General features: G+C 72.8%; 26 protein-coding genes and 3 pseudogenes. 13 read left to right on the top strand and 16 right to left on the bottom strand.

Annotation, left to right across the window (positions count from 1 at the left end; all coding sequences use genetic code 11):
- Positions 1-135 precede the first annotated feature (135 nt).
- Entirely contained in the window at positions 136-966 is an 831-nt protein-coding gene (locus OG534_RS37135; protein ID WP_326593373.1) for a hypothetical protein, read from the top strand.
- A 93-nt stretch (positions 967-1,059) separates the two neighbouring features.
- On the opposite strand, the gene OG534_RS37130 is transcribed toward OG534_RS37135, so the two are convergent.
- From OG534_RS37130 to OG534_RS37090, 9 genes and pseudogenes are all read right to left on the bottom strand, one after another.
- Positions 1,060-1,473, bottom strand: coding sequence for a hypothetical protein (locus tag OG534_RS37130; protein WP_326593372.1), 414 nt, complete (start codon positions 1,471-1,473; stop codon positions 1,060-1,062).
- A gap of 651 nt (positions 1,474-2,124) precedes the next feature.
- Entirely contained in the window at positions 2,125-2,733 is a 609-nt protein-coding gene (locus OG534_RS37125) for a hypothetical protein (RefSeq protein ID WP_326593371.1), read from the bottom strand.
- Positions 2,734-2,743: 10 nt separating this feature from the next.
- On the bottom strand, positions 2,744-3,493 hold the full coding sequence (locus tag OG534_RS37120) for a dienelactone hydrolase family protein (protein WP_326593369.1): 750 nt from the start codon (positions 3,491-3,493) through the stop codon (positions 2,744-2,746).
- Positions 3,494-3,544: 51 nt separating this feature from the next.
- Positions 3,545-4,261: a hypothetical protein gene (locus OG534_RS37115; protein WP_326593368.1), complete on the bottom strand. Its 717-nt coding sequence runs from the start codon at positions 4,259-4,261 to the stop codon at positions 3,545-3,547.
- Positions 4,262-4,448: 187 nt separating this feature from the next.
- Positions 4,449-5,636: pseudogene (locus tag OG534_RS37110) on the bottom strand (anhydro-N-acetylmuramic acid kinase).
- Positions 5,633-6,985: an MFS transporter gene (locus OG534_RS37105; protein ID WP_326593367.1), complete on the bottom strand. Its 1,353-nt coding sequence runs from the start codon at positions 6,983-6,985 to the stop codon at positions 5,633-5,635. The pseudogene OG534_RS37110 and the gene OG534_RS37105 overlap by 4 nt, the downstream one beginning before the upstream one ends.
- Before the next feature lie 200 nt (positions 6,986-7,185).
- Positions 7,186-7,560 (bottom strand): nucleotidyl transferase AbiEii/AbiGii toxin family protein, encoded by a 375-nt coding sequence (locus tag OG534_RS37100; RefSeq protein WP_326593366.1) that lies wholly within the window; start codon positions 7,558-7,560, stop codon positions 7,186-7,188.
- Between the two features lie 15 nt (positions 7,561-7,575).
- The gene (locus tag OG534_RS37095) at positions 7,576-8,175 is read right to left on the bottom strand and encodes a hypothetical protein (protein ID WP_326593365.1); all 600 of its coding nucleotides are present in this window, start codon (positions 8,173-8,175) and stop codon (positions 7,576-7,578) included.
- Positions 8,176-8,388: 213 nt separating this feature from the next.
- Complete coding sequence (locus tag OG534_RS37090; protein WP_326593364.1) at positions 8,389-9,825, bottom strand: amidase; 1,437 nt, start codon at positions 9,823-9,825, stop codon at positions 8,389-8,391.
- 175 nt (positions 9,826-10,000) lie between these two features.
- On the opposite strand from OG534_RS37090, the gene OG534_RS37085 reads away from it, so the two are divergent.
- Positions 10,001-10,327 carry a GYD domain-containing protein gene (locus OG534_RS37085; protein ID WP_326593363.1) on the top strand — a complete coding sequence of 109 codons (327 nt, stop codon included), beginning with the start codon at positions 10,001-10,003 and terminating at the stop codon, positions 10,325-10,327.
- A gap of 92 nt (positions 10,328-10,419) precedes the next feature.
- Here OG534_RS37085 and OG534_RS37080 read toward each other — a convergent pair whose 3' ends face one another.
- On the bottom strand, positions 10,420-10,740 hold the full coding sequence (locus OG534_RS37080; protein WP_326593362.1) for a hypothetical protein: 321 nt from the start codon (positions 10,738-10,740) through the stop codon (positions 10,420-10,422).
- Between the two features lie 668 nt (positions 10,741-11,408).
- Here OG534_RS37080 and OG534_RS37075 point away from each other — a divergent pair.
- The 3 genes and pseudogenes from OG534_RS37075 to OG534_RS37065 all read left to right on the top strand — a co-directional run.
- A pseudogene (locus OG534_RS37075) lies at positions 11,409-13,205 on the top strand (ATP-binding cassette domain-containing protein); the annotation flags it as partial.
- Positions 13,206-13,367: 162 nt separating this feature from the next.
- Entirely contained in the window at positions 13,368-13,796 is a 429-nt protein-coding gene (locus OG534_RS37070) for a hypothetical protein (protein ID WP_326594063.1), read from the top strand.
- A gap of 70 nt (positions 13,797-13,866) precedes the next feature.
- Positions 13,867-14,586: pseudogene (locus tag OG534_RS37065) on the top strand (NUDIX hydrolase); the annotation flags it as partial.
- Here the strand turns inward: OG534_RS37065 and OG534_RS37060 are convergent.
- A complete protein-coding gene (locus OG534_RS37060) occupies positions 14,481-14,765 on the bottom strand; it encodes a hypothetical protein (RefSeq protein WP_326593361.1) in 285 nt (94 codons plus the stop codon). The pseudogene OG534_RS37065 and the gene OG534_RS37060 overlap by 106 nt on opposite strands.
- Before the next feature lie 125 nt (positions 14,766-14,890).
- On the opposite strand from OG534_RS37060, the gene OG534_RS37055 reads away from it, so the two are divergent.
- From OG534_RS37055 to OG534_RS37030, 6 genes are all read left to right on the top strand, one after another.
- Entirely contained in the window at positions 14,891-15,364 is a 474-nt protein-coding gene (locus OG534_RS37055; protein ID WP_326593360.1) for an NUDIX hydrolase, read from the top strand.
- A 63-nt stretch (positions 15,365-15,427) separates the two neighbouring features.
- A complete protein-coding gene (locus OG534_RS37050; RefSeq protein WP_326593359.1) occupies positions 15,428-16,657 on the top strand; it encodes a methyltransferase in 1,230 nt (409 codons plus the stop codon).
- A gap of 127 nt (positions 16,658-16,784) precedes the next feature.
- Entirely contained in the window at positions 16,785-17,111 is a 327-nt protein-coding gene (locus OG534_RS37045) for a hypothetical protein (protein WP_326586065.1), read from the top strand.
- On the top strand, positions 17,108-17,650 hold the full coding sequence (locus OG534_RS37040; protein ID WP_326593358.1) for an NUDIX hydrolase: 543 nt from the start codon (positions 17,108-17,110) through the stop codon (positions 17,648-17,650). Before OG534_RS37045 ends, OG534_RS37040 begins: the two co-directional genes overlap by 4 nt.
- A 225-nt stretch (positions 17,651-17,875) precedes the next feature.
- Positions 17,876-19,609 carry a methyltransferase gene (locus OG534_RS37035; RefSeq protein WP_326593357.1) on the top strand — a complete coding sequence of 578 codons (1,734 nt, stop codon included), beginning with the start codon at positions 17,876-17,878 and terminating at the stop codon, positions 19,607-19,609.
- A complete protein-coding gene (locus tag OG534_RS37030) occupies positions 19,606-20,082 on the top strand; it encodes a hypothetical protein (protein WP_326593356.1) in 477 nt (158 codons plus the stop codon). Before OG534_RS37035 ends, OG534_RS37030 begins: the two co-directional genes overlap by 4 nt.
- An 11-nt stretch (positions 20,083-20,093) precedes the next feature.
- Here the strand turns inward: OG534_RS37030 and OG534_RS37025 are convergent, their stop codons facing one another.
- Positions 20,094-20,864, bottom strand: coding sequence for a hypothetical protein (locus tag OG534_RS37025; RefSeq protein ID WP_326593355.1), 771 nt, complete (start codon positions 20,862-20,864; stop codon positions 20,094-20,096).
- Positions 20,865-20,990: 126 nt separating this feature from the next.
- Positions 20,991-21,659: a hypothetical protein gene (locus OG534_RS37020; RefSeq protein WP_326593354.1), complete on the bottom strand. Its 669-nt coding sequence runs from the start codon at positions 21,657-21,659 to the stop codon at positions 20,991-20,993.
- A gap of 363 nt (positions 21,660-22,022) precedes the next feature.
- Between OG534_RS37020 and OG534_RS37015 the strand changes: the two genes are divergently transcribed.
- Together OG534_RS37015 and OG534_RS37010 are read left to right on the top strand one after the other, a co-directional pair.
- On the top strand, positions 22,023-22,748 hold the full coding sequence (locus OG534_RS37015; protein ID WP_326593353.1) for an MFS transporter: 726 nt from the start codon (positions 22,023-22,025) through the stop codon (positions 22,746-22,748).
- On the top strand, positions 22,718-23,485 hold the full coding sequence (locus OG534_RS37010; RefSeq protein ID WP_326593352.1) for an MFS transporter: 768 nt from the start codon (positions 22,718-22,720) through the stop codon (positions 23,483-23,485). Before OG534_RS37015 ends, OG534_RS37010 begins: the two co-directional genes overlap by 31 nt.
- Positions 23,486-23,559: 74 nt before the next feature.
- Here the strand turns inward: OG534_RS37010 and OG534_RS37005 are convergent, their stop codons facing one another.
- The 3 genes from OG534_RS37005 to OG534_RS36995 all read right to left on the bottom strand — a co-directional run bounded on the left by OG534_RS37005 (position 23,560) and on the right by OG534_RS36995 (position 25,778).
- The gene (locus OG534_RS37005) at positions 23,560-24,795 is read right to left on the bottom strand and encodes an FAD-dependent monooxygenase (protein ID WP_326586072.1); all 1,236 of its coding nucleotides are present in this window, start codon (positions 24,793-24,795) and stop codon (positions 23,560-23,562) included.
- Between the two features lie 100 nt (positions 24,796-24,895).
- Positions 24,896-25,213, bottom strand: coding sequence for a DUF7677 family protein (locus OG534_RS37000; RefSeq protein ID WP_442807269.1), 318 nt, complete (start codon positions 25,211-25,213; stop codon positions 24,896-24,898).
- A 97-nt stretch (positions 25,214-25,310) separates the two neighbouring features.
- Entirely contained in the window at positions 25,311-25,778 is a 468-nt protein-coding gene (locus OG534_RS36995) for an RICIN domain-containing protein (RefSeq protein ID WP_326593350.1), read from the bottom strand.
- Positions 25,779-25,812: the final 34 nt, after the last annotated feature.

Here is a 25,812-nt window from a genome sequence, read left to right as displayed (position 1 = left end):
AACTGCCCCCGTACGACGTCGAACGGCGCGCGCTCTTCCACACCGAGCGCCGCCGCGACGGGTCGTGGAGCAGCATGCGCCGCGCTGCCGGGCGCCACCGCCGGCGCCGCTTCGTTCACGGGGATCCAGAGCGCCGTGGCGGGCATGCCGGACGGCTCCGTCGTGGTGCTGGGCATCGCGCCCGACAACGGCCTGTGGCTGACCACCGTACGGGGTGCGGTCACGCTCCAGCCCTGGCAGCGGGTCGCGGGACCGGACGGCTCGGCCGGCTTCACCGTCCGGGAGGCGGACGTCGCGGCCTTTCCCGACGGCACCTGCCAGATCGTGGTGACGGCCATGGACGGCACCGCCTTCCACCAGCAGCGCCGCGCGGACGGCGGGCTGCAGGGGTTCCGACCCCTGTCCGGCTTCACCTCGAAGAGCCGCTGGGGTGCGACGAAGGTGTCGATCACCGCCATGCCCGACGGGTCCGCCCAACTGCTCAGTTACGGCACGGACGGTGCCATGTACCACTGTGCTCGCGGGCGGGACGGTGCGTGGACGCCCTGGGGACGCCTGGCCGGCTACAACGGGGCCCCGACGTTCTCGGGTCCTGCCCTGGCGATCACCGGGATGCCCGACGGTTCCTCCCAGGTCCTCGCGATCGGGCTCGACGGGCTGGTGTACCACCAGCTGCGGCGGCCGGACGGTTCCTGGACCGGCTTCCGGCCCCCGCGGGGCGTCACCACCGCCACCATGGGGGCCAGCGCCATCGGCATCACGGGGACGCCCGACGGCTCCGCCCAGGTCGTGGCGGTCGGGCTCGACGGACGGCTCTGGCACAACGTCAGGAAGCCGGACGGCTCGTGGACGCCGTTCGCCCGGATACCCGGCCCGAACGGGAAGGACCCCTTCCCCGCGGGGCAGGTCCGCATCACCGCCCTGCACGACGGCACCACGCACCTGGCGGCCATCAGCGCCGGCTAGGCGTGTCTTTCGGACCCTGCCGTCGATCGGATCGGCGAGGCCTTCGAGGGGTTCGAGGCGTTCGAGTCCGAGGCCCGCTCGCCCCCGACGGGGTCAGGGCATCTCGTCGGGGTCGCAGCTGGCCCTGCGCAGCCCGATCGTGCGCAGGGCCCGCATCAGGGCTTCGGAGTCTCCCTCGCGCACGACGTGGACGGCTCCCTCGGCCGCGAGGACCGACACCGCGCGGGGCACGTGGGCTGCGGACGTCCGCAGCACCACCCCGCTCGGGGGGTCCAGGGCGCGCACCCCGTGGAACACGCGCAGGACGTCCGGGTCCGCGTCGAGACGGTCGATCCTGGCGGGCAGGGACAGGACGGTGATGTCGGGCAGCAGGACGCGGGCGTGCGCCAAGGCGACGGCGGCGTCGTGGGCATGCGAGACGACCCGGAAGTGCGGGTTGCGCTGGATGCCCGAGCGGAGCAGCTCCAGCTGCTCGCCGTCGGGCACGCCGACCACCAAAACGGTCATCACCTGTTCCATCATGCGTTCCGGTACGCCGCGAGGCGACCCGTGGCACGGAGACCGCGACGGGCCTCGCACCTCCCGCACCTCCCACGCCGGCCCGGGCGCGGTCTACGAGGCCGGGCACCGCGCGGGTACCAGCGGCCCGGGGTGCAATCCGCATGCGGGTCCCGTCCCACACCACGGTTTCCGCGGGCAGGATCAGCAGACCGGCCTCGCCGTCGGCCCAGGCCGCCCCGACGCGCCGCACCTGGACGGCGGCGCCCGCCGTTGCCGGCCATGTAGACGGTCGGGTCGACCTCCCAGCCGCGCTCGGCGAGCCACTCCTCGAGCTGTGCCATGGCCGAAGAGGTGTCGCCCCGCGCGGCCACGCGTACGTGTTCTCGTTCTCGTTCTTCTCGTTCTCGTCGTCCATGCCCTGTCCCCCCGTTGTGGTCGGTCGTCCGACCACGAGCGATGTTCTCAGGTGGCACCGACGGCGGCCCCGCGATTTCACCCCCGTCCTGCCCGACCACCTGCCGACACAAGGGAGCATCTCCTGGGATTGAACGATTTTCTTGCCGAGTGCCCTGGGAAAGTCATCCCGGAAACGCCGAGTGTCACGGTTCCGATGTTTCCCCTCGGCTCGGTGCCGCCTCGCGTGTCGGCTCTGCTCGGCTATCGGGCCAGAGCGAAGGTCCCGGCGGCGACGGCTCCGCCCACCGCGGCGCCGACCAGGACTTGGGCGAGGGTGTGGTCCCTCAGCTCCACCCGGGACCAGCTGACGACGGCGACCAGGAGGGAGGCGAGGAGCACCCAGGGCCCGTAGGTCATGGCGAGCATGGCCACGCTTCCGCAGGACACGGCCGCGTGCACGCTGATCTTCCAGGCAGGGGTCACGGCGAGGAGGGCGGCCAGGGTGACCAGCATGGCCACGATCAGCGCGATCATCGTTCGGGGGGCACCGAAGGCCCACAGCAACAGGATGCCGGTGGCGACCGAGGCGACGACGAAGGCCATCACGATGATGCGCTGCTGCCTCTGGCCGACGTGCCGGTCGGCCCAGCGGCCGCGGCGGATGCCGTACGTGATGAAGGCCAGAGGGATGACCGCGGCGAACAGGCAGCCGAGCAGACCCCATCCGATGCCGGCGAGGCGGCTGTCGTGCCAGCCGATGAGGAGGGTGTCGGCGATGATCCAGGTCTTGGGATCGAGCCCATCGGTGATCAGGCGAGCGGCCCGGGACTCGTTCCGGGACTCATGGGGCCGGGTGATCGTGGTCGTCACGCCGTGAGCCTCAGCTGCCGGTCAAGGAGCGGTCGAGGAGGGGCAGCAGGCGCTCCCAGTGGCGCTGCAGCGCGGAGGGGTTGAAGGCGTCGGTGTCGGACATGGTGAAGCCGTGGACGGTGCCGGGGTAGACCTCGCACGTGTAGCCGACACCTGCGGCATCCAGGGCCTGGTCGAGCTCACCGATGGTCTCGGGCGACATGTCGTTCTCGGCGAGGCCGAGGTGGACCTGGGCGGTGAGCGCGGAGACGAGGCGGTGCGGGCTGTCGGGTGCGTCGGTGACCAGGGGGCTGGGGTGGAATCCGGCGACGGCGGCCACCTGGTCGGGGTGGGCCGCTGCGGTGCGCATCGCCAGCACGGCGCCCATGCAGTAGCCGATCACCGCGACCGGACCGGAGCTGACCTCGGGCTGGGTGGTGAGGAACCTGAGGTACGCGTCGGCGTCGCTGAGGGCACGTTCCGTGGTGTGCGCCTCGATCAACGGCATCAGCCGGGCGAAGACCGCGGGCCGGCTCTCGTTTCCGATGTGCTCGGGGAGTTCGATCACCGGTGCCGGGCCGTGCCGGTAGTAGAGGTGGGGGACGAGGACGTAGTACCCGTGCCCGGCCAGTTCGCGGGCCATCTCCCTCAGCACGGGCCGCACGCCGAACGCGTCCGTGTACAGCAGCACCCCCGGATGCCTCTCGCCACCGTCCGGGAAGGCGGCGAAGGCGTCGGCCCGGCCGTCCGTGGTGGGAATCTGCAGAGTCTTGGTGGGCAAGGTCTTCCTTCCTCGGGCTGCTGCCGGTGCACAGCCTCTCTCAGCGCGTACTCACCTCGGACGGTGCGGTTCCGGGTCCCGGGGAACGGCGGCGAACACCGGGCCACCGACGGCCCGCTCCAGACGGTATCGCCTGAGCGTCCGATCGAAGCGGGCCCGGCTGCCCGGCAGGGCTCCGCGGAAGTCGGCGATCAGCGCCTCGTCCGGCACCCGCGCGGCGAGCCCGGCGACCACCGGGTCCGTGCCGGGACGGCCGCGGAGGTCGGCCGCTGGGTGCAGCGGCAGGTCGGGGCCGTCCAGCTGCAGGAGGTCCCAGAAATCGTCGGCGTACGGCTGGACGCCGTCCTCGAAGCCCGTCTCGTCGACCAGTTCCTCCGCTGTCCCGATCAGCCGGTCGAGCCACTTCGGCAGCGAGTCGGCTTCCACGTACAGTCCGCCCTCGCGGTACTGCATCAGCACCTGGCCCCACCGGCCGTCGGCTTCGATGTCGACCCAGGTGACGCCGCCACCGCCGTCGTCCGTGACCAGCCAGTGGGGGTGCGGGAGGCCGTGGTCGCCACCCTGACGGGGGTGGCCGGTCAGTACGAACTCCACCGGCGGCACCGCGAAGCCGCCGAGCCGGCCCAGCAGTTCACGAGCCTCGGCCGGCACCGGGACGGGCCAGCTTGTCGAAGTCGGCAGCTGTCGCGCCGGGTTGTGCCGCGGGTCGAACGGGACCCGGGCGGCCAGCACCCGAAGTCGCTGCACGAGGGCGTCACCGGAGATCATCCGACCACGCTACCGGAGCAGCGCCCGTTCGGCGGAGCCGATGCCGCTGTGGGGACCAAGGGCGAGCGGGTCGGTGAACACGGCTCGTCCTCTCCGTCCGCACCCGGCCTACCCACTCCGCCGACGGCCGCTGCCGCGCTCTCCTTCCGACGTCAGCGAGTCAGGGCTCTCCCCCGGGGCCAGCGGGTCAGCGCCGCACCGGGGCCCCCACGGTCAGGGAGCTCGGGGCACGGGTCGGCTTCGCGGGAAGTTGGAGCGGGCGGCTGCCCGGGGTGATCGAGCCCAGGACGCGCGGGCCCGCGGCTCCGGTGCACCCGGGAGCGTTGCCCGGGAGGCCGTGCAGGGTGAGGTAGCCCAGCACGGCGAACGCGTAGCCCTCCTTCGCCGCGGCGGGCAGCCCGAGCGCCTCCGACGATGCAGCCCTCCGCGCCGCCCAATTCGGCGCGGAGCATCCCCGTCAGCGTCGGGTTGCGCACACCGCCTCCCGACGCGAAGACCTCCGTGGCTCCCAGCGGCCGCAGCGCGTCGGCGACGGTCCGGGCGGTGAGGCGCGTGAGCGTGGCGACCACGTCCTGCGGCGGGAGCTGTCCGAACCCCGTCAGCCGGGCGCGCAGGTATTCCTCGTGGAACAGCTCCTTGCCCGTGGTCCGCGGCGCGGGCAACCGGTAGTACGGCTCAGCGAGCAGGCACTCCAGCAGAGCATCGTGTACCCGTCCGGCGGCCCCGAGCGCGCCGTCCGCGTCGTACGCGAGCCGCCGCCGGTCAGCTCGCGCACCGCGGCGTCGATCAGCGCGTTGCCCGGGCCCGTGTCGAACGCCATGGGGTCGCCGGTCCTCGGCACCACGGTGACGTTGGAGATCCCCCCGATGTTCAGGGCTGCCGGCACACCGGGCCGGCCGCGCAGCAGCATCAGGTCGATCAGGCTCACCAGCGGCGCTCCTGCCCGCCGGCCGCGACGTCCCTCGGCCGGAAGCCGGAGACGACCGGGCAGCCGGTGGCCTCGGCGATCCAGGCCGGTTCGCCAAGCCGGAGGGTGCCGTGGACCCGCCCGTCCGCCGCCCAGTGGTACACGGTCTGCCCGTGCGACGCGATCAACTCCAGCCCGTCCCCCGCACAGTTCACGGTCGGCCCGGACGGCGAGCCGCCCGAACGCCTGCCCGATGCGGGTGTCGAGTCGGCAGACGCCGGCGAGCGTGGTGGCCGAGGGGGGCAGGGCCGCGGCGAGCGCGGCCTGCAGGCCGTCCGGGTACGGCTCGCTCACCATGCCCAGCGGGGTGAGGTGGAGCGCGCCGTCCCCGGCCCGGTACTCGAGGTCGCAGGCCGCGGCGTCGACGGCGTCGTACGAGGTGCCCGACATCAGGCCGACGACCCTCATCGCAGGGGCTCCCGGTGGTCGTTCCCGCGCAGGGTCAGCAGCGCCAGTGAGCTGAGGGCACAGGCGCCGGCGGCGTAGTAGGCGGGGATGGCGGTGTCTCCTGTCCGGGCGGTCAATGCGGTGATGACGAGTCCCGCGCAGCCCGAGAACACCGCGTTGGCCAGGGCGTAGGCCAGCCCGAGCCCGGTGCAGCGGACGCGCCGCGGGAACATCTCGGCCAGCATGGCCGGCCCCGGTCCGGCCAGCAGGCCGACGAGCGCGCCCGCGGCCAGCACGGCCGCTGCCCGGGTCGGCGGGGACGCGTCGGCGGACTGGAGCACGTGCAGGAGGGGGAAGGCGCATACGACGACGCCGAGCGCGCCGCCGAGCATGACCGGGCGCCGCCCGAACCGGTCGCTGAGCAGCCCTGCGGGCAGGATCGAGGCGGCGAAGCCCAGGTTGGCGAACGTGGTGGCCAGCAGGGCGTTGCGGAAGGAGGCGCCCAGCGTGGACTGGAGGTAGGAGGGCAGAACGACGAGGAAGGTGTACCCGGCGGCCGACCAGCCCATGATCCGCCCGATGCCGAGGAAGACGGCACGGACCTGTTCGCCTCTGTTGGGCGGCCCGCCGGAACCGTGGGCCCCGGACCCCGGCGCGGCCTCGCTTGCGGCCTTGGCCTTCGGGGGCGCCGCGGGTGGCTCCTCCAGCGCCGTACGCAGCCACAGCGCGACCATTCCGAGCGGCAGGGCCAGCAGGAACGGGACCCGCCACCCCCACGCGTACAGCGCCGGCTCGGGCAGGACCGTCGCGAGGGCGGCGGCCGTGCCGGCGCCGGCCAGCAGGCCGAGCGCGACGGTGAAGGACTGCCACGCGCCGTAGAGGCCCCGGCGGCCCGGCGGCGCGTTCTCCGTGATCACGGACACCGCGCCGCCGAACTCCCCGCCCGCGGAGAGTCCTTGCAAGACGCGCAGGAACGTGAGGAGCCAGGGGGCCGCCGGGCCGATGGCGGCCTGGGTGGGGAGGAGCCCGATCAGCGTGGTGGCGAGCGTCATGAGGCCGATGGTGACGACGAGGGTGGGACGGCGGCCGAGGCGGTCACCGAGACGCCCGAAGACCAGGGCGCCGACGGGCCGGAAGAAGAAGGCGAGCGCGAACGAGGCGTAGGTGGCGACCAGTGCCCCGGCACCACTCACGGCCCCAGCTCCTGTACCCGCGTGCGGGGTGAAGAAGTTGGCCGCGATGACGGTGGCGAAGCAGCCGTAGACGCCGAACTCGTACCACTCGACGAGATTGCCGGCCGAACCGGCCAGCAGGGCCCGGCGAGCGGCGGCGCGAGGCGGCGGCGCCGGGAGCAGGTCGGTCGAGGTCACCCGTGCTGCGTGCCCGCTCCGCGTCTTCCCGACGCCTCACGGGGGCACGGTTCAGCACATCGGCGGCAGGGCGCGCGCGCCCTGTGGCCCAGTGGCCCCCGTTGCGGTCCGAGTACCCGGCGCCCCCCACGACAACGTCCGGAGGGCCCCGGGCCGTGCCGCGGTGGCTCGCGCGGATGACGCTGCGCGGTCGCGCGGTCCTACCGCCCCAACACCGGTTCCAGCGCCCGGCTCAGACGCTCCAGCCATTCCTCGGCCGTGCCCCGTACCTGTGGGTGGTTCGCGCGGAAGTCCTCCCAGTCCACGGACCACAGCGCCACCTCGTCGAGGCGCAAGGCGTCTGCGGCCGCCGTGTCGCCCCGCCCGTCGCCGCCCGGCGCGTGGCGGAACACCTTGCGCAGCAGCTGTGGGGACAGCTTCGTGGCGTCCGCCTCCGCGAGGAGTACGGCGTCGTAGAGGTCCTTGGCCCGCGCCCGGCCCTCCGTGGCGCAATCGGCGTGGAGCCACAGCAGCTTCCAGGCGAGCGACAGTTCACGGCCTGCGGTGCCGCACGACGGTCGGACCCGTACCGTCACCACGGGGTATCGCCGTCAGGACGGGGGACTCCGGGAGCCACTCGTCGCGGGCGAAGTCCAGCCGTACCTCGCCGGGCGGGAGGCCTTCCGCCTTCCAGGGATGGTCAGGCGTATGCCCGGCGTGTCGTACTCCGAGTAGGTCCAGGTGCCGTCGTCCCGGGCGGCGTCCGCCTCGAGCACCACCCCCGGCGCGGCCACCGGCCGCTCACGCACCAGGTCGAGCAGCGCTTCGTGCGGCGGGCAGTGGTCGGGCTCCGTTTCGACGACCCAGTGGAGCCCCTCGGGCGGTACCACGGGTCGAAGGCCCCTGGTGTCGAACTCCTCGAACTTCCAGATCTCGTACCGGTCGGCGCCGTCGGCCGCCTCCGGCCACTGCTGTACGTCCGACGGTTCCTCCACGTACGGATACGGGTGCTCGGGATCGACCGGGACCAGCAGGAGCCGGGGAACGATCCAGTCGAGGTCCGCCGGCTCCCGCGCGTCGGCGCCCACCCACGCCGGCATCACCATGCTCCCCCGCAGCACGAGGTCGTCGCCCAACGGGGACCCGACGACGAGACCGAGCAGGTGATCGAGCACGGCCCGGTGCATGATGCGCCACCGTTCGCCGTCCACGCCACAGGACACCGGAGGTCCGCCCGCCCGCCGGTCCGAACGAGTCTCGGACTCCCCCTCGACATGCCTCATTCCCGCCCCGCACTCGCCCGTCTGCTCACCGGTGACCGATAACCAACTGTATGGACCACCACTGACAGCGACCTGCGCGAGCGGGCCGCATGCGGAGGGCGCGGACGGGCCCGACCGCGCCGCCCATGCGGACAGAACCGGTCAGGAAGCCGACAGCTGCGGGCGCCGCTCCGCCCACGGCCGGGCCGCCTCCAGTTGCGCTGCCACCCGGAGCACCGTCACCTCGTCGTCGCTGCGGCCCACCAGCTGCACGGCGAGCGGCAGCCCGTCCGCGCCGTGACCGGCCGGGACGGAGGCGGCCGGGTGGCCGGTGACGTTCCACAGCGCGGTGTAGGCGACCATCGGGCGCGAGCGCGCCAGCGCCGTCAGCAGTCCGGCGCCGTCCAACGCTCCCACCGCGCGTGGGCGCGCGGCGATGACGGGGGTGAGCAGGAGGTCCATGGTGGTGAACATCCGGTCGACGCGCTCCGCCAGCCGCTCCCCCGCCCGGATCCCGCGCTCCACGGCGGATTCGGGGACCAGCCGGGCGAGCGCGAGGGTGCTGCGGGTGCGCCGTTCCAGCCGGTCGGGGCGCTCTACCGCGTCGGCCTCCGCCCGTACTCCGCCGCAGAACTGCGCGGCGAACGGGACCGTCGCGTCCGGGTAGCGCGGGTTGACCTCCCGTACGTCGTGGCCCAGTTCGCGCAGCGCCCGTACGGTCTCCAGCAGGGCCCCGACGTGTTCGGGATGCGGGCGCACCCCGGGCACGGCGGACTTGGCGGAGTAGCCGATGCGCAGCCGGCCGGGCGGGGTTTCCAGGGCTCGTACCCAGCCCTCGGTCGTGGGGCGGGCGCTCCAGCGGTCGGTGGCGGTGGTGCCGGCGAGGACGTCATAGAGCAGGGCGGCATCGCGCACGGTGCGGGTCAGTGGCCCCACGGTGCCGAGGGCGTACCAGAGGTGGGGGTTGGGGGCGGTGGAGACCCGGCCGCGCTGGGGCTTGAGGCCGAACAGCCCGCAGCAGGCGGCCGGGATGCGGATGGACCCGCCGCCGTCGCCGCCGAGCGCCGCCCCGACGAGTCCGGCCGCGACGGCGGCGGCGCTGCCGCCGCTGGAGCCGCCGGGGGTGCGGGTGGTGTCCCAGGGGTTGCGGGTGTGGCCGTGGGCTTCGGATTCGGTGTAGGGCCACTGGCCGAACTCGGGCATCGTCGCTGCCGATGATGACGGCCCGGCGGCGCGCAGGCGGCGTACGGCCTCGGAATCTGCGGTCACGGGGGTGTGGTTGGCTGCGCCGCCGAAGCCGGTCACCTGCCCGGCGACGTCCAGCTCGTCCTTGACGGCGATGGGCACGCCGTGGAGGGGGCCGTCCGCCTTTCCCTCGTCCCGGGCGTCGGCCTCGGCGAGGGCCTGCTTGGCGAGGACGACGCGGAAGGCTCCGAGGGCGGGATCGAGCCGGGTGATGCGGCGCAGCGCGGCCTCGACGAGGGCGCGGGAGGTGATCTTCCCGGTGCGCACCAGCTCGGCCTGCCGCTCGACGCCCTGGAATATCAACTCCGCGTCCTCCCGGTCGCGTTCCCCGCCCCGTGCGCCGTCGCTGTCCATGGCCACCCCTTCCGCGTACCTGTCCGGTAACTCCGGGCAAGGCTCGCTCCCCACCGCGTGTCCGTCAAGCACCCCGCGGCGGCCATCACCCCGGCTGTTCGGGGGACCTGCGGGCCGCCCCGGCGCTTCTGCCACCCGGAGCGGGCATCCCTTCACGAAACGAAAGGGAGACACGATGCCGCTCTACCTGTCGAGGTTCAGCTACACACCGGAGACGTGGGCGAGGCTGATCGGCCACCCCGAGGACCGCGCGAAGGCCGCCCGGTCGTACATCGAGTCCGTCGGTGGAAAGCTCCACGGATTCTGGTACGCCTTCGGCACGCACGACGGCTACAACCTGTGGGAAGCCCCGGACAACGTGTCCATGGCCGCGGTCGCACTGGCGATCAGTGGAGGCGGCGCGCTCAGTTCGTTCGAGACGACCGTCCTGCTGACCGTCGACGAAACGCTGGAGGCCCTGAGCAGGGTCGAGCAGGTCCGGTATCGGCCTCCTGGCGTGTGAGCGCACGGGCGGTCACGCCGAAGGCCGTGGCGCGCACGTGCCCGGAGCGCGGTCACTCGCCCGTGTGGCGCCCGTGTGCGCGCCGGGCGCGGTCACTCGCCCGTGTGCGTGCCACTGGGGGGACCACAGGGGGCGCGGACGCACTGCCATTCCGGCGGTGCAGGGGAGTCGCCCTTGCCGGGACGGTCCTTCCCCTTGCCGTGCTTACCCTTACCCCACTTATCGTGCTTGTCCTTGCCCCACTTGCCGGAACGATCCTTACCGGACCCGTGGTGGTCACTCTCCGCCACGACCGTGAGCGCCGACGCCGGAGCAGCGGCGAAGGCCGTCGTGGGCACCAGCACGCCTCCCGCGGCGATCGCGGTCGAGGCGGCAAGCAAGACGAGACGTCGCGTTCGAAAGATGCGGATCAAGACCGTTCTCCTTTGGCTTGAAAGAGGGGAAGGCGTTTCCCGTTCCATTACGCCCCGGCGCTCACCTCGGGTCACGTCCCTCCATCACGTGGCTTGACGGACAACGGCGGCCCCGCTAGACGGCCGGGTACAAGGCGTAACGCGTAGGTCCGGGGCAGCCCGGGACCGGCAACAGCCCGGGGAGCGGGCCACTGCAGACAATCCGCACGGGTGAGCAGACCTGTTCGAGCGAGTTTCAGCGCCGTCGCCCCAGGACCTGCCAAGGCCCCTGGCTGGGCCAGAACATGCGTTCCCACATTGCCCCCGGACGGGCCGTGACGGGCTCGATTCAGGGCCGTTCTTAGAGCACCAGTACCAACCCTGCGTCCATCCGGAGGATGTCGTGAATCCCGTGCCCGCCCACCGCGTGACCCCCTCGCTTTTCGAACACGGCCCACTCTCCCCTTGCCCCCGGCCGGCACCGCGGCGCCGCGTTGACGCGGTCTGCCGGCCAGCCGCCGTGGGTCACGACCGAGTACGAGGTGGGCGGCGTGAGCGAGAAGAGCACGTCCGGTTCCGGCGGCGCCCGGTTATCGGAGTCGGAGCGGCTCCTGTTCGGCGGCGAGCTCGCGTACGACATCGGCTGGGACCGGCACGAGGGCGCCTGGCTCAAGCTCGGCCTGTGGACGATGGCGAAGGGTCTCCCCCGCCTCGTCGGCACGGGCGTGCGGCTCGCGCACCTCGCGGACGCCCACGCCCTGCGGGTCGTCCTCGGCTCCGAGATCAGCCGCGGGATCACCCAGGCAGTCGGCCTGGTCGCGGTCAACGGCGTACTCGGGCACCTCCTCACGGACGGCACCACCAAGGAGCGGCTGGCCGGGGCGGTGCCCGCGCTCGTCGTCGTGGCCCTGACGGCGCTGCTCGGATCGCTCCTGCGGTCCGCGTCCACGGCGGCCACCGGCACGCTGGAGCCCAAGGTGCAGCGGGTGGCGACCGAGCGCTACCTGGGGCTGGTGCACCGGGTCGAGCTCGCGGCCGTCGAGGACGACGAGTTCCACCGGCTGCTGGACGCCGCCCGCTACGGGGCCGACTCCGCCCGGCGCATGATCCGCTACTGCACGAGCACGCTGAACTCCGCGATCTCCCTGATCGCCGCGGCCGGTGTCCTCACCATCCTGCACCCGGTCCTGCTGCCGCTGCTGGTGCTGATGACCCTGCCGAGCGCGTGGAGTTCCGCTGACCATCTCCAAGCAGCGGTACATCTCGTTCCACACCTTCGTCCAGCACGCGGGCTGGGCATCTGCTGGGGCAGCTGCTGACCCAGCAGGAGGCCGCGGCGGAGGTCCGCGTCCACGACGTCGGCCCGTTCCTCCTCGGGCACTTCCGGAACATGGCCGAGACCAGCGAGCGCGAGCAGACCCGGCTGGCCCGGCGGGCCGCGCGGATCGGGCTGGTCGCCGACGGCGCCGGCGGCGTCGCCACCCTGCTCACCTACGGTGCGCTCGGGCTGCTGCTGTGGGGCGGGGCCATGGAGCTGGCCGTGGCGGGCACGGCCGTGCTGGCGATCCGTACGGGCGCCTCCAGCCTGGACTCCCTGGTGCTGCACATCACCGACCTGCACCAGGAGAGCCTCTTCGTCGCCGACTACGAGCGGCTGTGCCGGGAGGCCGAGGCGCGCGCCGTTCCGTCCGGCGGGGAGCCGCTGCCCGAGCGGCTGCGGGAGGTCCACTTCGAGAAGGTCACCTTCACCTACCCCGGCAGCGACGGCGAGCAGCCGGAGCCGACGCTGCGGGAGGTCAGCCTGTCCTTCCCCATGGGAAAGATCATCGCGCTGGTCGGTGAGAACGGCTCGGGCAAGTCCACCCTGGTCAAGCTGCTGGCCGGGCTGTACCTGCCGGACGAGGGCGGCGGGACGATCCGGTGGGACGACGTCGATGCCCGAACGGCGGACCGCAGGCAGGTGTTCTCCCGGGTCGCGCTGATGTCGCAGAACTTCTTCCACTGGCCGTTCACCTTCCGCGTCAACGTGGCCATCGGCGAGGCCGACCGGCCGATCGACGACCGCGCGGTGGAGGAGGCGGCCGACTACTCCGGGGCCGACGAGGTCCTGGCCGGCCTGCCGCGCGGGCTCGGCACGCTCTTGGCGCGCGGCTACCGGGGCGGGCACCAGATCTCCGGCGGCCAGTGGCAGCGCGTCGGGATCGCCCGCGCGAAGTACCGCAAGGCCGAGATCCTGATCGTGGACGAGCCCACGAGCGCGCTGGACGCCGTCGCCGAGCAGCGGGTCTTCGACCAGATCCGGGCCCTGGCCGCGAGCACCGGGCAGACCATCGTCCTGATCACCCACCGCCTGCACTCCGTACGCCACGCCGACCATGATCCACGTCCTGAAGGAGGGCCGGGTCGCGGAGTCGGGGACCTTCACCGAGCTGATGGACGAGAAGACCGGCACCGGGGACTTCCGCGACGCCTACCTCGTCCAGGCCGCCGCGCGTTCGACGCCCCGCTCCCGGCGCAGCCCGGCGGCGACCACGACGCGCTGCCCGCCGAGGACCGCGCATGACCCCTGCCGACGCGGTGCTGTTGCCCGCCGCCTTGCCGCTGTTCCCTGCCGCCGGACCCTGGTCGCGGGGTTCACCACGTGCGCGGTGACGGGTGTGCCGCTGCTGCTCGCCCGCCCCGGTGCCGGCTGGCTGGCCGTTCTCGCCCTGGCCGGCGCCTGCCAGTTGGCGGCCGCCGCCGTGGCGGGTACGACCCAGAGGTCGCTGCGCCAGCAGATCTGCCCGCCGGAGCTGCAGTCGCGGGCGCAGCAGACCTCCACCTGGCTGGTATCCGGGAGCAAGCCCTTCGCCGCCCTGACCGGCGGCGGGCTGGCCACCGCGTACGGAGTCCACGCGGCCCTGCTCGCCGGGACGCTGCTGCTCCTGGTACCGGTGGCCGTGCTGTGGCGCTCGCCCGTGCGGCGCATGGCCGCCATGCCCGTCGCCGCCCCGGCCGTCGGTGACGTCGGTGGCGTCGGTGGCGTCGTAGGGGGAAACCGGTCGCCCGCCGACAGGCCCGGAAAGCCCGGCCCGTGACACCCCCACCGCCCCGAACGTTCCGAACATCCTGCCGTCATCCGCTTCCGCCCTGAACTGCGAGGCAACCTTGCCACCCACCCGCTCCCACATCCGCGACCTCGTCACCGCCTACCTGGGTCGCCACCCCGCCGAAGTAGAGTCTCTGGCACCGCTGTTGCACGCGCTGGAGGACGGCGGCGCCGATCCCACGAGCCGCTCCACCCTGCCGGGCCACGTCACCTGCAGCTCCGTCGTCATCGACCGGGACTGCCGCGTCCTGCACATCCATCACAAGGCCACCGGCAAGTCCCTCGCGCCCGGAGGGCACGTCGAGGAGGGCGACCGCACGCTGCTGGAAGCGGCGCTGCGCGAGGTCCACGAGGAGGCCGGTATCCCGCCCGGCGCCCTGTGCACCACCGTCGCGTACGGGAGGGCGCCCTTCGACATCGACGTCCATGACATCGACGCCAACCCCGTCAAGGACGAATCCGGTCACCAGCACTACGACTTCCGGTTCGTGTTCTGCCTCGCCGACACCGACGCCGAGGTCTCCCCGCAGCCCGACGAGGTGTCGGGAGCGGAGTGGCGTCCCTTCGAGGAGGTGGCGTCGCCGTCCCTGCGGGCCAAGCTCCTCGCATCCGCTCTCGACGGCCGGGTCGAACCGGTGAACGCGTCGGCGTTGATCCACGACGATCAGGGCCGCTACCTGCTCCATCTGCGGGACGACGTGCCCGGGATCTGGGAGCCGGGGGCCTGGGCCCTGCTGGGCGGTGGCCGCGAGCCGGAGGACGCCTCGCTGGAGGCGACGGTGCGGCGGGAACTGCGGGAGGAAGCCGGACTCGCGCTGCCCGTACTGGAGCCCTTCGCCGTGGAGTTGGCCACCGGCACCGACGGCATGGCCGTACCGGTCCAGATCTTGGCGGGCCGGTGGAACGGCGACCGGCCGAACTCCCGCTCACCGAAGGCGTCATGCTGGCCTGGTTCCACCCGGCGACGATGCCCCCGCCTGCGGCTGAGCCCCTCCACCCTGGATCTGGTGCGGCGGCACGCGGCAGCTGCGCCGCCCAAGCCCGCTTCCCGTGCCGGAGGTGGTGCGGCGGTCACCAACGGCCGTGCCGGAACAGCGCCCCGGGCGACAGGCCGGCAGCGGAAGCGTTCCCCACGTCGTCGGCGTCCACCTCTACCTGGAGCGCGACGGCCGGGTGCTGCTCGGACTGCGGCACCCCGACTCCGCGTTCGCGGGTTCCACGCACCACTTCCTCGCCGGGCACTGCGAGCAGGAATCGGCCGTGAGCTGCCTGGTGAGGGAAGCGGAGGAAGAGGCGGGCCTGATCATCGACCCGGACGACGTGGAACTGGCCCACCTCGTCCACCTCGTGGACGAGCCGGGCGGACAGCCGCGGGTGGGGCTGGTCTTCCGCGCCCGGCGGTGGCAGGGCACGCCCGAGGTACGCGAGCCCGACCGCTGCGTGTCCTGGGGCTGGTGGCCCGCCGACGCCCTCCCCACCCCGTCGTCCCCTACACCGCGGGCCGCCGTCGAGGGCATCCGGGCCGGCCGCCTGTACACCGAACTCGGCTGGACCTGACCCTGGCACCCGCCCCCTCTCCCCATCTCCCCTCTCCCCATCTCCACTGTGAAGGAGTCGTACGTGGCCGATCCCACCGTGCCGCCGCCGCCCGCCCGCGCCAGAACCACACCCGAGGACGGCCCCGCCGTGGCCCGCGCGGAGCTGGTCGCCCGACTGGAGGCCGACGGGGCCCTGGGGCCCGGCCCTGTCCGCGACGCCTTACTCGGGCTGCGCCGCGAGGTGTTGATGCCGCAGGCGTACGTACGGCGCAGCAAGCCGGACGAGACTCCGCTGCGCTGGGACCTCCTCGACTGGGCGGTGGCGGCGGACCGGGAGGAGCTGCTAGGGCTGCTGTACGGCGGGCAGAGCGTGTCGGTCCAGCACGAGGGCGAGCCGATCCTGGGCCGGGTGCCGGGCCCGCGCTCGGGCGGATCGATGACCGCGATGTCCAGCACGGTGGGGATGACCGCCGGGCTGCTCCAGCGGCTGGACCTGAGGCCGGGGCAGCGCGTCCTGGACATCGGCACCGGCGCCGGGGTGTCCGCGGCCGTGGCGTGCGCGGTCGCCGGAGATGCCGGGGTGGTGACCGTGGACCGGAACCCGCACGTCACCGCTGCCGCCCGCGAGCGGCTGGCCGCCCTCGGCTACCGGCCGACGGCCGCGACGGGCGATGGTCAGCACGGATGGCCCGCGCAACGCGCCTACGACCGGACCTTCGTCTCCTACGCCGTCACCCGCGTGCCCCTGGCCTGGCCGGAGCAGTTGGCACCGGGCGGGCTCGCCCTGGCCACCCTGTCGACCTCCTCCCCGTCCTGGCCGGGCCTCGCGGTCATCGCCAGGACCGGGGCCGGACGGCTGGAGGCACGCGTGGAAGCGGTGGAACTCGGACACCGTCCGGCACACGGCGGGAAGCAGATCTTCCTGAACGCCCGCTTCCGGAAGCGGATCGACGCCGGTGCCGTCGACGGCGAGAGCACGCACACGACCCGCACGGGCCCGCCCCCGAGCGGGGCGCGTGGATGTGGCTGGCGCTGGACCACCTCCATCCCGGGCTGGTGCGGGACTGGAGTGCCGACCGCCTGGTCATCGGTGCGCCCGCGTGCGGGTCCTGGGTCACCGCCGGCCCCGACGGCGCCGGAGGGTGGACCGTCACCGCCCACGGGCCGCGGGAGATCTGGACGGAGATCCAGGAAACCGCCGCCCGCTGGCAGGCCGCCGGATCCCCGGCCTCCTACCGTCTGCACCTCGAACCCGACGAAGACCAGTGGGTCAGCGCCGGGACGGGACCGGCGGAGCTGTCCTGGCCCCTGACGATCACCCCCGATCCGGTACCGGCTCGACAAGCCGACAGCCCGTACTCGCACCCGCACCCGCACCCGTACCCGGACCCGGACGCGGACCCGGACCCGGACCATCACGCGACCCAGGAGAAGACCACATGACCACGCTCCCCGCCTCCGCACCACGCACCGGAGGCTGCCTGTGCGGCGCGATCCGTTTCACGGTCACCGGACCACCGGACTACCCGCACACCTGCGCCCTAGACGACGGGGCGACCCGCGTCGCGATCACGCTCTCCGGGCTGGGGAACCCGCCCGACCTGGTCCCCGTCAACCAGAGCCACCGCGACAGCGCCGTCCCCTGGCCGGCCCAGGTCTCCGACACCCGCCACCGACCCGGGCCGCCCGACGAGGTGGTCGGGTTCCCGGCCACGACTCCGGCCGGGGTGGCCGAACCCACGCGCCGTCCCGGGACCGCGCGGTGAGCGGCGGCGCCCGGCATTCCGTGCCGGTCGACGTCCACCTCATCCTGCGCCGCGACGGCGAGTCCGGCCCCGAGGTGCTGCTGTCCCGCCGTGCCGGGCCGGTGTACGCGTCCGGGCTGTGGCACCTGCCGTCCGGGCACCTCGACGCGGGCGAGGACATGGTCGAGGCGGTGATCCGGGAGGCCCGCGAGGAGACCGGCGCCCTCATCGACAGCGAGGACGTGACCGTGGCCGTCACCGTCCACCACCGCCCTCCCGTGGGCACCGGTTCGCGCATCGGCGTCTTCTTCGAGGTGCGGCGGTGGTCGGGCGAGCCCCACGTGAGGGAGCCGGACCGATGCGACGCCATGGGCTGGTACCCGCCGCACGCGCTGCCGGACCCGATGGTGGCGTACTGCCGGTCCGGCCTGGACGCCTACCGCGCCGGGCTGCCCGCCGCCGTGCGCTTCCAGCAGCCCGGCGACCGGATCCACCACACCGCGGGCGCCCCCGACCGCACCCGTCTCCCGCCCGGTCCGTCCCGGGGCGGGCGGAGTTGACGTACCGACCGCGGGAGTGCGCCGAACAGCCCGTCGGCCGGGACACCGCATCGTCCACCGGCCCGGAAGACCAGTCGAGGAGCAACGGCGTGGGACATGTCGTCCGCGAGAGGTGGCAGCAGTGTTACGCCGACGGAAGGGGTTTCCGGCAACTGGGGGATGTCGAGCGGTCGCTGCTCGCCGAGCACGTCCCCGCGCCGGACTGCGGCGGGCGGAGCGCTGGACGTGGGGTGTGGTACCGGGGAACTGGCCGCCTACCTCGCGTCGCTCGGCTACGCCGTGGACGCCTGCGACTTCGCCGACAGCGCGATCGACCGAGCCCGGAAGGAGCGCCCTGGCACCGAGGATGTGCGCTGGCTGCGGCTGGACATCGAACGCGACGACCCCGTGGAACTGAACGGGGACGGCTACGACGTGATCACCCTGCGTCTGATGTACCCGTTCCTGCGCGACCGCAGCCGCGTCCTGCACTCGCTCGGCGAACGGCTGCGGCCCGGCGGCGCGCTCGTGATCATCACGCCGACCGCCGAGCAGACCCCGGAGCAACAGCGCGACATCGCTCTCGACGAGGACGAGATCCGGCTGCTCACCGCCTGCTGGGAACAGGCCGAGCGGCTGGACGCGGCCGGGCTCGCCGTCCTGGTCCTGCGCGGCCCCTGTCACTCCGACACCACGGCGGTCGAGAAACGCCCGCCCACCGGCCACGCCTTGACGGGAGCCCTCGCCGTCGTGACCGACCCCACCGGTCGGGTCCTGCTCGGCCGGTCCACCCGGGGCATGTGGGAGCTGCCCGGCGGCAAGACGTCCGGATCCGAGGACTTCGCTGCGGCGGCGGTGCGGGAGCTCGCGGAGGAGACCGGCCTGACGGCCGCGCCTGACGACGCGTACGTGGTGACGGTGCTCGTCGACGACAGCCACGGCGTGCCCCGGCTCACCGCGGTCGTCCGCGTCGTCGCCTGGTCCGGCGCCCTCACCAACCGCGAGCAGAAGCTGTTCGAGCGGTGGGATTTCCACGATCTGCACGCCCTGGCGTGCGTCGGCCCGGTGTTCACCCCGGCCGCGCAGGCCTTGGACGCCATCTGGCCCGGGGTCGTCCCGGGCCTACCGCCCGTCCACGCCCACCCGCTCGCCGTCGAGCCGCCGCCCGTGCCCGGCGAACCGTCCGAAGCCGTCCGGTTCCGCCGGCAGATGGCCGAGGCGGTCGTCAGCGGCGGCTGGGCTTCCTCCCCGCCGGTGCGGGATGCGCTGCGCACGGTACCCCGGCACCGGTACGCGCCGGAGAAGGACCTGAGGACCTCGTACGACGCGGACCTGGCCATCGTCACCCGTCGCGACGAGACCGGGCGGGCGACCAGCTCGGTATCCGCGGCATGGCTCCAGGCCGACATGCTCGAAAGCCTCTGCCTCGGTCCGGGCGCGATCGTGTACGAGGCGGGATCCGGCGGCTACAACGCCGAGCTGATCGCCCACGTCGTCGGCCCGGCCGGCCGGGTGGTCACCTGCGACATCGACCCGTACGTCGTGCGCCGCACCCGCCGGCTGACCACGGAGGCCGGCAGCGGGCGCGTGGTCGCCTTCCAGGGGGACGCTGCCTCGGGGGCCCTGGTGCAGCACGCCCCGGGGCGGGTTCGACGGGAGCGTGATCACCTACAACGTCTGGGACATCGCCCCGGCCTGGCGGGAGCAGCTCGCCGAGGGCGGGCGTCTGAGTCCTACCGCTGGAGATCGGCGGCTACACCCGGGCCGTCGCGTTCGAGCGGCGCGGTGACGTGCTGCACGCGCGGAAGTTCACGCACTGCGGGTTCGTCCCGGCGCAGGGCGAGCACGCCCGTACCACCCCGGTCGTCGACCTGCTCGGCGGTGAGTTGCAGGTCCGCTTCGACGACGGGGATCCCCGCGCCGTCGAGGGGCTGGAGGAAGCTCTGCGCGGGCCGCGCCATGAGGTCGCCACCGGGGTGACCATGGGCGGCGGCTTCTCCTTCGGCTCGCTCCAGTTGTACGCGGCCACGACCCTTCCCGGCTTCTGCCGGCTGGCCGCGCACGTGGAGAAGGGCACCGGCGCCACCCGGATCGCGAAGGGCAGTGACGCGCCGGCGATCCTCGGAGACGGTTCGCTGGCCTGCCTCGTCCATGTGCAGACCCGGAACGGAGACAGCCCGGCCGAGCAGGAGTGGGAGTGGCGCGTGGACGCCTTCGGCGATCGGGGAGCGCGGCTCGCGGCGCGGCTGGCGGCCACGGTCCGGACCTGGGACCGCGACGTGCGTGGTGGCGCCGACCCGGGGTTGAGCGTCCACCCGGCCGGTACCCCCGATCACCGGCTGCCCCCTGGCGATGTGCTGGACAAGGCGCACTGCCGTCTGGTCCTCCGATGGCCGGGACGTGGACGCCCTCCTCCCGGCTCCCGGCGGGCGTGGCGGAGGAGGGCGATGTGAGGAACCGTGGGCTACGGACGGCTGTCGAGCCAGCTCAGCTTCGTGGGCGTAGAGCACTCGCTGGCGGTAGTCCGTCCCCGCCGGATCGGCAGGGTCCCAGTTCGCCGTGCAGTCGGACGCCGCCCCCGGCGGCGGTGTTCGGAGACGGACCACAACCGCCCCGTGCCGCGCTCGACGTAGAGGTCCTCGGCGCCCCGGGCGGTCTTGACGGCCTGGCCGTTCTGGACCAGTTGGCCGTTGCTCCACTGGAAGCGCCACAGGTTGCCCGGCTCGTCCGTGCCCTTGGACTCGTTCACGTACAGCGTGCCGTTGTACGCGGCCGCGCCCTGGGCGCCTCCGTTGGCCATCGGCAGGTAGTTGGCCCAGCCTTCCGCGGTGACGTCGGCGGAGCGCCCCTCCAGGGCCGAGACCGGGTACGAGGCGATGCGTCCGGTGGAGGGGTAGCCGCTCTCCGGACGGCAGTACTCGCCCATGATCAGGCGGTCCGGGACGGTGCTGCGGTCCAGCGAGATGTAGGAGGCCTTCGGCGCGCCGGTGGAGACACAGGCGTAGGAACCCCTGGGGTTGCTCTGCGTCGCCTTGAACTTCCACGCGGCGACCTGCGGCATCACGTAGCGGTAGCCGAAGCTGTACCAGACGTTGTCGTGCCGGCCGACCTTCGTCTTGACCTCGACGTTGGAGGTGGTCTTCACCCCGTCGGTGTCGGTCCCCATCTCGTCGTGCGTGCCGGGGTCGCCGTCGGGGTCCAGGTCCATGATGTAGCGCATGTCGAAGACGCGCATGCCGTTGCGGGTGTCCGCGACGTAGAGGTAGTTGCCGTACCAGACGATTCCGCCGGCGTGGACGCCCTTCTGGATCCGGGTACTCGGCGGCGTGCAGCCCGTCGAAGGAAACGTGGTCGGCGGAGTTCACGTAGGTCCAGCCCAGCAGGACGTGCCGGTACTTGACCTCCGGACTGCCGGTGGCCGGGTTGGTCCGGCTCTGCACGAAGGTGATCCGGACGCCCTTCTGGTTGCAGGCGTCGTTGTCCTCCAGCTCGGCAGGAGTGCAGTCGCCGGCCGTCGGGAGCGGGTCGTTCTCCCGGCCCGGGTCCCAGCCGTCGTAGGAGCGAACAGCTGGATGTTGCCGGCGTCGCCCCACAGCTCGTTGTCCTTGGCGTCGGAGACGCCGGTGAAGCCCTGGGGGACCCATTCCTGCGAGACGGAGTCGTCGTTCTGCAGGCAGTACTTGACGTCGGGGTCCGGGGCGGTGCCGAACGAGTCGCGGGAGCACCACGGCTGGACGGTGCGGTTCGCACCGGCCAGCAGGTTCTGCACGCCCGACTTGGGCAGCACCGAATCGAGGCGGGCGACCCGCTTGGTGGTCTCGGCGTTCAACTCGCCGGGCGACAGCGTGAAGTCACCGGGCGAGGCGGCGCCACCGGGAGCGGTCCAGGCGCGCGTGCCGTGGGGCGAGGGGGTGCCCGCGGTCGCGCGGGGCTCCTGGGTCCAGGACTCCGGCGCATCCGGCGGAAGGTCCTCCGCCTGGGCCGGCGCCGCGAGGCCGGTGAGCGCGAGCGTGGCCGCGGCAGCTGCCACGAGCCAAGCGCGACGTATTCGCCTAGGCCGGCATGTGGGGGTTGCCTCCGTTGCTCATGTGACAGGTGAGTCAAACGGAGGCTTCCAGATCACTTGCACGAAAGGCAAGCTTGATCGTTTCATCAACGGCCGCACCGCGAGCGCAGTTGCGGATCATCGGGACATACTCCACCCCTTGGGCGGGCGGCCCGGATACCGGCGGGCCGCGTGGCCGCACCGAGTACAAGGGCGCATGAGCGCGGCCCTCCGCGTGGGTCGCTGACGGGAACGGTGAGGGCGCGCTGTATAGGGTCTTGGCAACGTCCTTTGCCGCCTGTGTCTGCCTGGCTGCCCTGCCCTGCCCCGATCATCAGGAGTGCTGCCGTGGGACCTGTTGAGACTTCGCCTCAGCCCGGCGGCCTCGGGTGGAACCGCGAGACGGCGACGCTGGCGCTCCTGTCGTTCGCCATGCTGATCGTTTCGCTCGACCAGTACATCGTGGTCGTGGCGCTTCCCGACATCGCGCGCGACCTCGGCTATTCCGCGCAGACGCTCCAGGCGGTCATCAGCGCCTACGCGGTGGCCTCGGCGGGCTTCCTCCTGTTCGGCGGGCGTGCCGCCGACCTCCTCGGACGCCGCCGGATCCTGGCCGCCGGCCTCGCACTCTATTCCGGGGCGGCCTTCGCGGGAGGACTCGCGACCAGCCCCGGAATGCTCCTCGTCGCCCGCGCCGTCCAAGGTCTCGGCGGAGCCCTCGTCTTCCCCACCACCCTGGCACTCATCAACACCACCTTCGGAGAAGGCCGCGCCCGCAACCGTGCCTTGGGAATCTGGGGAGGGGCGGGCGCCGCAGGACTCGTCATCGGCGTGCTGCTCGGCGGCATCCTGACGCAGGCGTTCGGCTGGGAAGCGGTCTTCTTCGTCAACGTCGCCCTGGCCGGCCCTGCGCTGGTGCTCGCCTTCGTGGTGATCCCCGGGACGGTGAACGCGAGAAGGCCGCACGTTCGACCTGCCCGGTGCGCTCGGCGTCTCCCTCGGTGTCACGCCTCGTCGTGTTCGCCCTCGTGCAGGGCCCCGGCATGGGCTGGCTCTCACCGGGCATCCTGGTGAGCGCAGCGGCGGGCCTCCTGCTGATCGGAGCCTTCGTCGTCATCGAGCGGCGCAGCTCGGACCCGCTCATGCCGCCCGGGCTGCTCGCCAACCCCAACCTGATCACCGGCGTCGCCATCGCCTTCATGTTCATGGCGACCTTCGGCTCCGTCCTCTACTTCCTGTCCCTCTACTTCCAGGAGGTGCTGGGGTACGACGCGTTGCAGACCGGCGCCGCCTTCCTCGTCCCCACGGCGGTGGTGGTGGCCGGTTCGACGGTCGCGGGCCAGCTCGTGACGCGGTTCGGTCTCCGGCGGACGCTGGCCGCGGCCCTCGCCGTCGGTGCGCTCGGCGCGGTCGCAATCGGCTTCGCGATCTCGCCGGACGGCACGTACATCGAGCTCGTCCCCGGCCTCGTCGTGCTCAGCATCGGCGACGGGGTGGTGTTCACCGCCATGTTCATCGCCGCCGCGACGGGAGTCCCCGACCGACAGCAAGGCATTGCCTCGGGTATTGCCTCCACCGGCTCGGGCGCGGGCGCGGCTGTCGGCCTGGCCGTCCTCGTCCTCGTCGCGACTGCCGGCCTCGACGGCCTCTCCGGTGAACAGCTTCGCATCGCCACCGCCGACGGGATCCGTACCGCGCTCTTCGTCGTGGCGGGCGGAATCGCGCTGACCTTCCTCGTCGCCGTGAGACGGTGCCCGACACCGTCCGGACCGGGACCGGTTCCCGTGCCGTACCAGACCCGACGCTGCTGACCACCGGGCTTGCCGTGCGCGTTCGCTCGTACGGGCGCCGGGCGCCGCGGCCGGCGACACCGGCGGGTCCCTGCTCACCTGGGCAGGCGGAAGCCGTTGAAGAGGTCGTCCATGCCGCGCAGCGCCAGGCAGGTGGGGGTGGCACGGACCGCGAGGTCTCGGGCGGCCACCACGAGCGGGTTGCGGAGGGCGCCCAGGCGGCCGATCCGGCGGGCGCGGACGCGCACGGCGTCGGTGCGGTCGCGGCGTGCGGCGGTGTACGCGGCGAGGGCGGCCGGGACGGAGTCGGTGCCGTCTGCGCCATCGCCCCTGCCTCTACTCATCCAGCTGTCCGCGCTGTCACTGCTGTCACTGCTGTCTCCGGCGGGCAGCAGGTGGGCGAGGACCACCGCGTCCTCGATGGCCTGGCAGCCGCCTTGGCCGAGGTTCGGGGCCATGGCGTGGGCGGCGTCGCCGAGCCAGGCGATCCGGCCGTGGTGCAGTCCGGGCAGCGGTGCGGCCAGGTCGTAGAGGTCGTTCTGGAGGACGTCGGCCGGGTCGAGGCGGCTGATGCGGTCCAGCAGGGCCGGAATCGGGTCGTGCCACGAGCCGAAGCGCTGCCGGAGTTCGGCACGGGGGTCGGCCGACCGGGTGCCGGCCGGCACGACGGCGGTGGCGTAGAGGTAGAACCTGCCGTCGGAGAGCGGGGTAACGCCGAACCTCTCGCCCCTCCCCCACGTCTCGCTCATGGCCGGTATCCGGAGGTCCGGTGCGTCCACGATCGTTCGCCAGGCGGTCTCGCCGATGTAGTGCAGGCCGGGGTGGGTGGGGAAGTACGCGCGCCGCAGAGGGCTGTGAATGCCGTCGGCGGCGACGACGAGATCGGCGGGAAGGTCCGGGCCGGCTCCCGTACGGACGATGGGGCGGCCCGCCGCGTCGTCCACGCCGGTCACAGCGGTGCCGTAGCGAATGGCCTCCGGCGGCAGGGTGGCGGCCAGGGCTGCGGTGAAGGCCGGGCGCGGCACGGCGATGGGGGCCATCCCGTACCGGGCCGCCATGTCCGCGGTGCCGGCCCGGGTGAGCCACCGGCCCTGGGCGCGGCGCAGGCCCATCGTCGTGGGGACGGCGCTGCCGGCGGCGCGGGCGGCGTCAACGCCGATGGCGTCGAGTGCGCGCAGGGCGTTGGGGGCGAGGCCGATGCCGGCGCCGGTGGTGGGGGGTTCGGGGGCACGTTCGCAGACGGTGACGTGCCAGCCGCGTCGGTGCAGTGCGATGGCGGCCGTGAGGCCTCCGATCCCTGCCCCGGCCACCACCGCGTGACGCTTCGTCATGAACACCTCTCTGTAGCCGATGGTCCCGTGGCTCTTGTCCGGCCCGGACGTGGAGGTTGTCGAAGTCCTCGGCCGCGGGGTCCGCGCCGTCGCGCGGCGGTCATGGGCCGTGGAGCTCGGTCTCCCACGCCTCGAAGGGAGGCTCCACCTGGTATCCGGGGTCGCAGCGTTCACGGATCCACTGGGCGGCACGGTACTGGGCGTCGCCGTCGTTGAGCGTCTGTCCGTGATCATCGACTTCGAGAACGTTGGCGAAAATCGCGAAAACCATCTCGAGGTCCGAACCGAATTCGAGCAAGTGGGCGCGATAGTCAATCCCTTCCAGCAGGTCGACGTCCAACGTGCCGTTACCCAGGTAGAACGCGAAGAGCCGGAGAGCGGCCCGTACATCTGTCGGAAGGTGTGTCCACGAGGTCATCATCCATGAGACCGGTGAAACGTGTTGGGCCGCTGCTGCATGAACGACCGGGGCGCCCGCCCGGCCCGGCACGCGATGTGCCGGGCCGGGCCTGCGTTCAGAAGTCCCAGCTCTGGCTCCGCGCGCCGTTGCAGGCCCAGCTCACCAGGAGCTGGCCGTTCTCGGGCCGGCCAGCCAGGATGTCCAGGCACTTTCCGTTGATCCGGTTGCGGATTTCGCTGCCGTTCCGGAACCACTTCTGGTGGAGACCGCCGTTGCAGTCCCACATGGCCACCGAGCCCTGGTCACCCAGGTGGGGAGCGTAGATCTCCAGGCACTTGCCGTTCATGCTGGAGCGGATCTGCTCACCGTCCCAGCGCCACTGCTGGTTGGTGCCGCCGTGGCAGTCCCACGTCACGGTGGAGGCGCCGTTCTCCTGATGGAACATGAAGATGTCGGCGCACCTTCCGTTCAGGTTGGACTTGAGGAGCGGCGCCGCGGCGAACGCGGGCGCGCCGGTCAAGGTGGCGCCGGCCAGCAGTCCGGTGGCCGCCGCCAGCAGCATCAGTCGTCGCACGTACCTCATGGTTTCTCCTTCGTGTCGCCTTGGCGCGGTTGCG

The sequence above is a fragment of the Streptomyces sp. NBC_01294 genome (genome assembly GCF_035917235.1).
Lineage (GTDB): Bacteria > Actinomycetota > Actinomycetes > Streptomycetales > Streptomycetaceae > Streptomyces > Streptomyces caledonius.
This window is presented reverse-complemented; position numbering and strand designations above follow the sequence as displayed.

What these genes read in the sequence shown, in the direction of transcription:
- OG534_RS37115 (WP_326593368.1), bottom strand. Translation starts at nt 4,261, where the DNA reads ATGATCTCCGGTGACGCCCTCGTGCAGCGACTTCGGGTGCTGGCCGCC.
- OG534_RS37045 (WP_326586065.1), top strand. Translation starts at nt 16,785, where the DNA reads ATGACCACGCTCCCCGCCTCCGCACCACGCACCGGAGGCTGCCTGTGC.
- OG534_RS37090 (WP_326593364.1), bottom strand. Translation starts at nt 9,825, where the DNA reads ATGGACAGCGACGGCGCACGGGGCGGGGAACGCGACCGGGAGGACGCG.
- OG534_RS37085 (WP_326593363.1), top strand. Translation starts at nt 10,001, where the DNA reads ATGCCGCTCTACCTGTCGAGGTTCAGCTACACACCGGAGACGTGGGCG.
- OG534_RS37005 (WP_326586072.1), bottom strand. Translation starts at nt 24,795, where the DNA reads ATGACGAAGCGTCACGCGGTGGTGGCCGGGGCAGGGATCGGAGGCCTC.
- OG534_RS37025 (WP_326593355.1), bottom strand. Translation starts at nt 20,864, where the DNA reads ATGCGCGTCTTCGACATGCGCTACATCATGGACCTGGACCCCGACGGC.
- OG534_RS37000 (WP_442807269.1), bottom strand. Translation starts at nt 25,213, where the DNA reads ATGACCTCGTGGACACACCTTCCGACAGATGTACGGGCCGCTCTCCGG.
- OG534_RS36995 (WP_326593350.1), bottom strand. Translation starts at nt 25,778, where the DNA reads ATGAGGTACGTGCGACGACTGATGCTGCTGGCGGCGGCCACCGGACTG.
- OG534_RS37130 (WP_326593372.1), bottom strand. Translation starts at nt 1,473, where the DNA reads ATGACCGTTTTGGTGGTCGGCGTGCCCGACGGCGAGCAGCTGGAGCTG.
- OG534_RS37010 (WP_326593352.1), top strand. Translation starts at nt 22,718, where the DNA reads ATGGGCTGGCTCTCACCGGGCATCCTGGTGAGCGCAGCGGCGGGCCTC.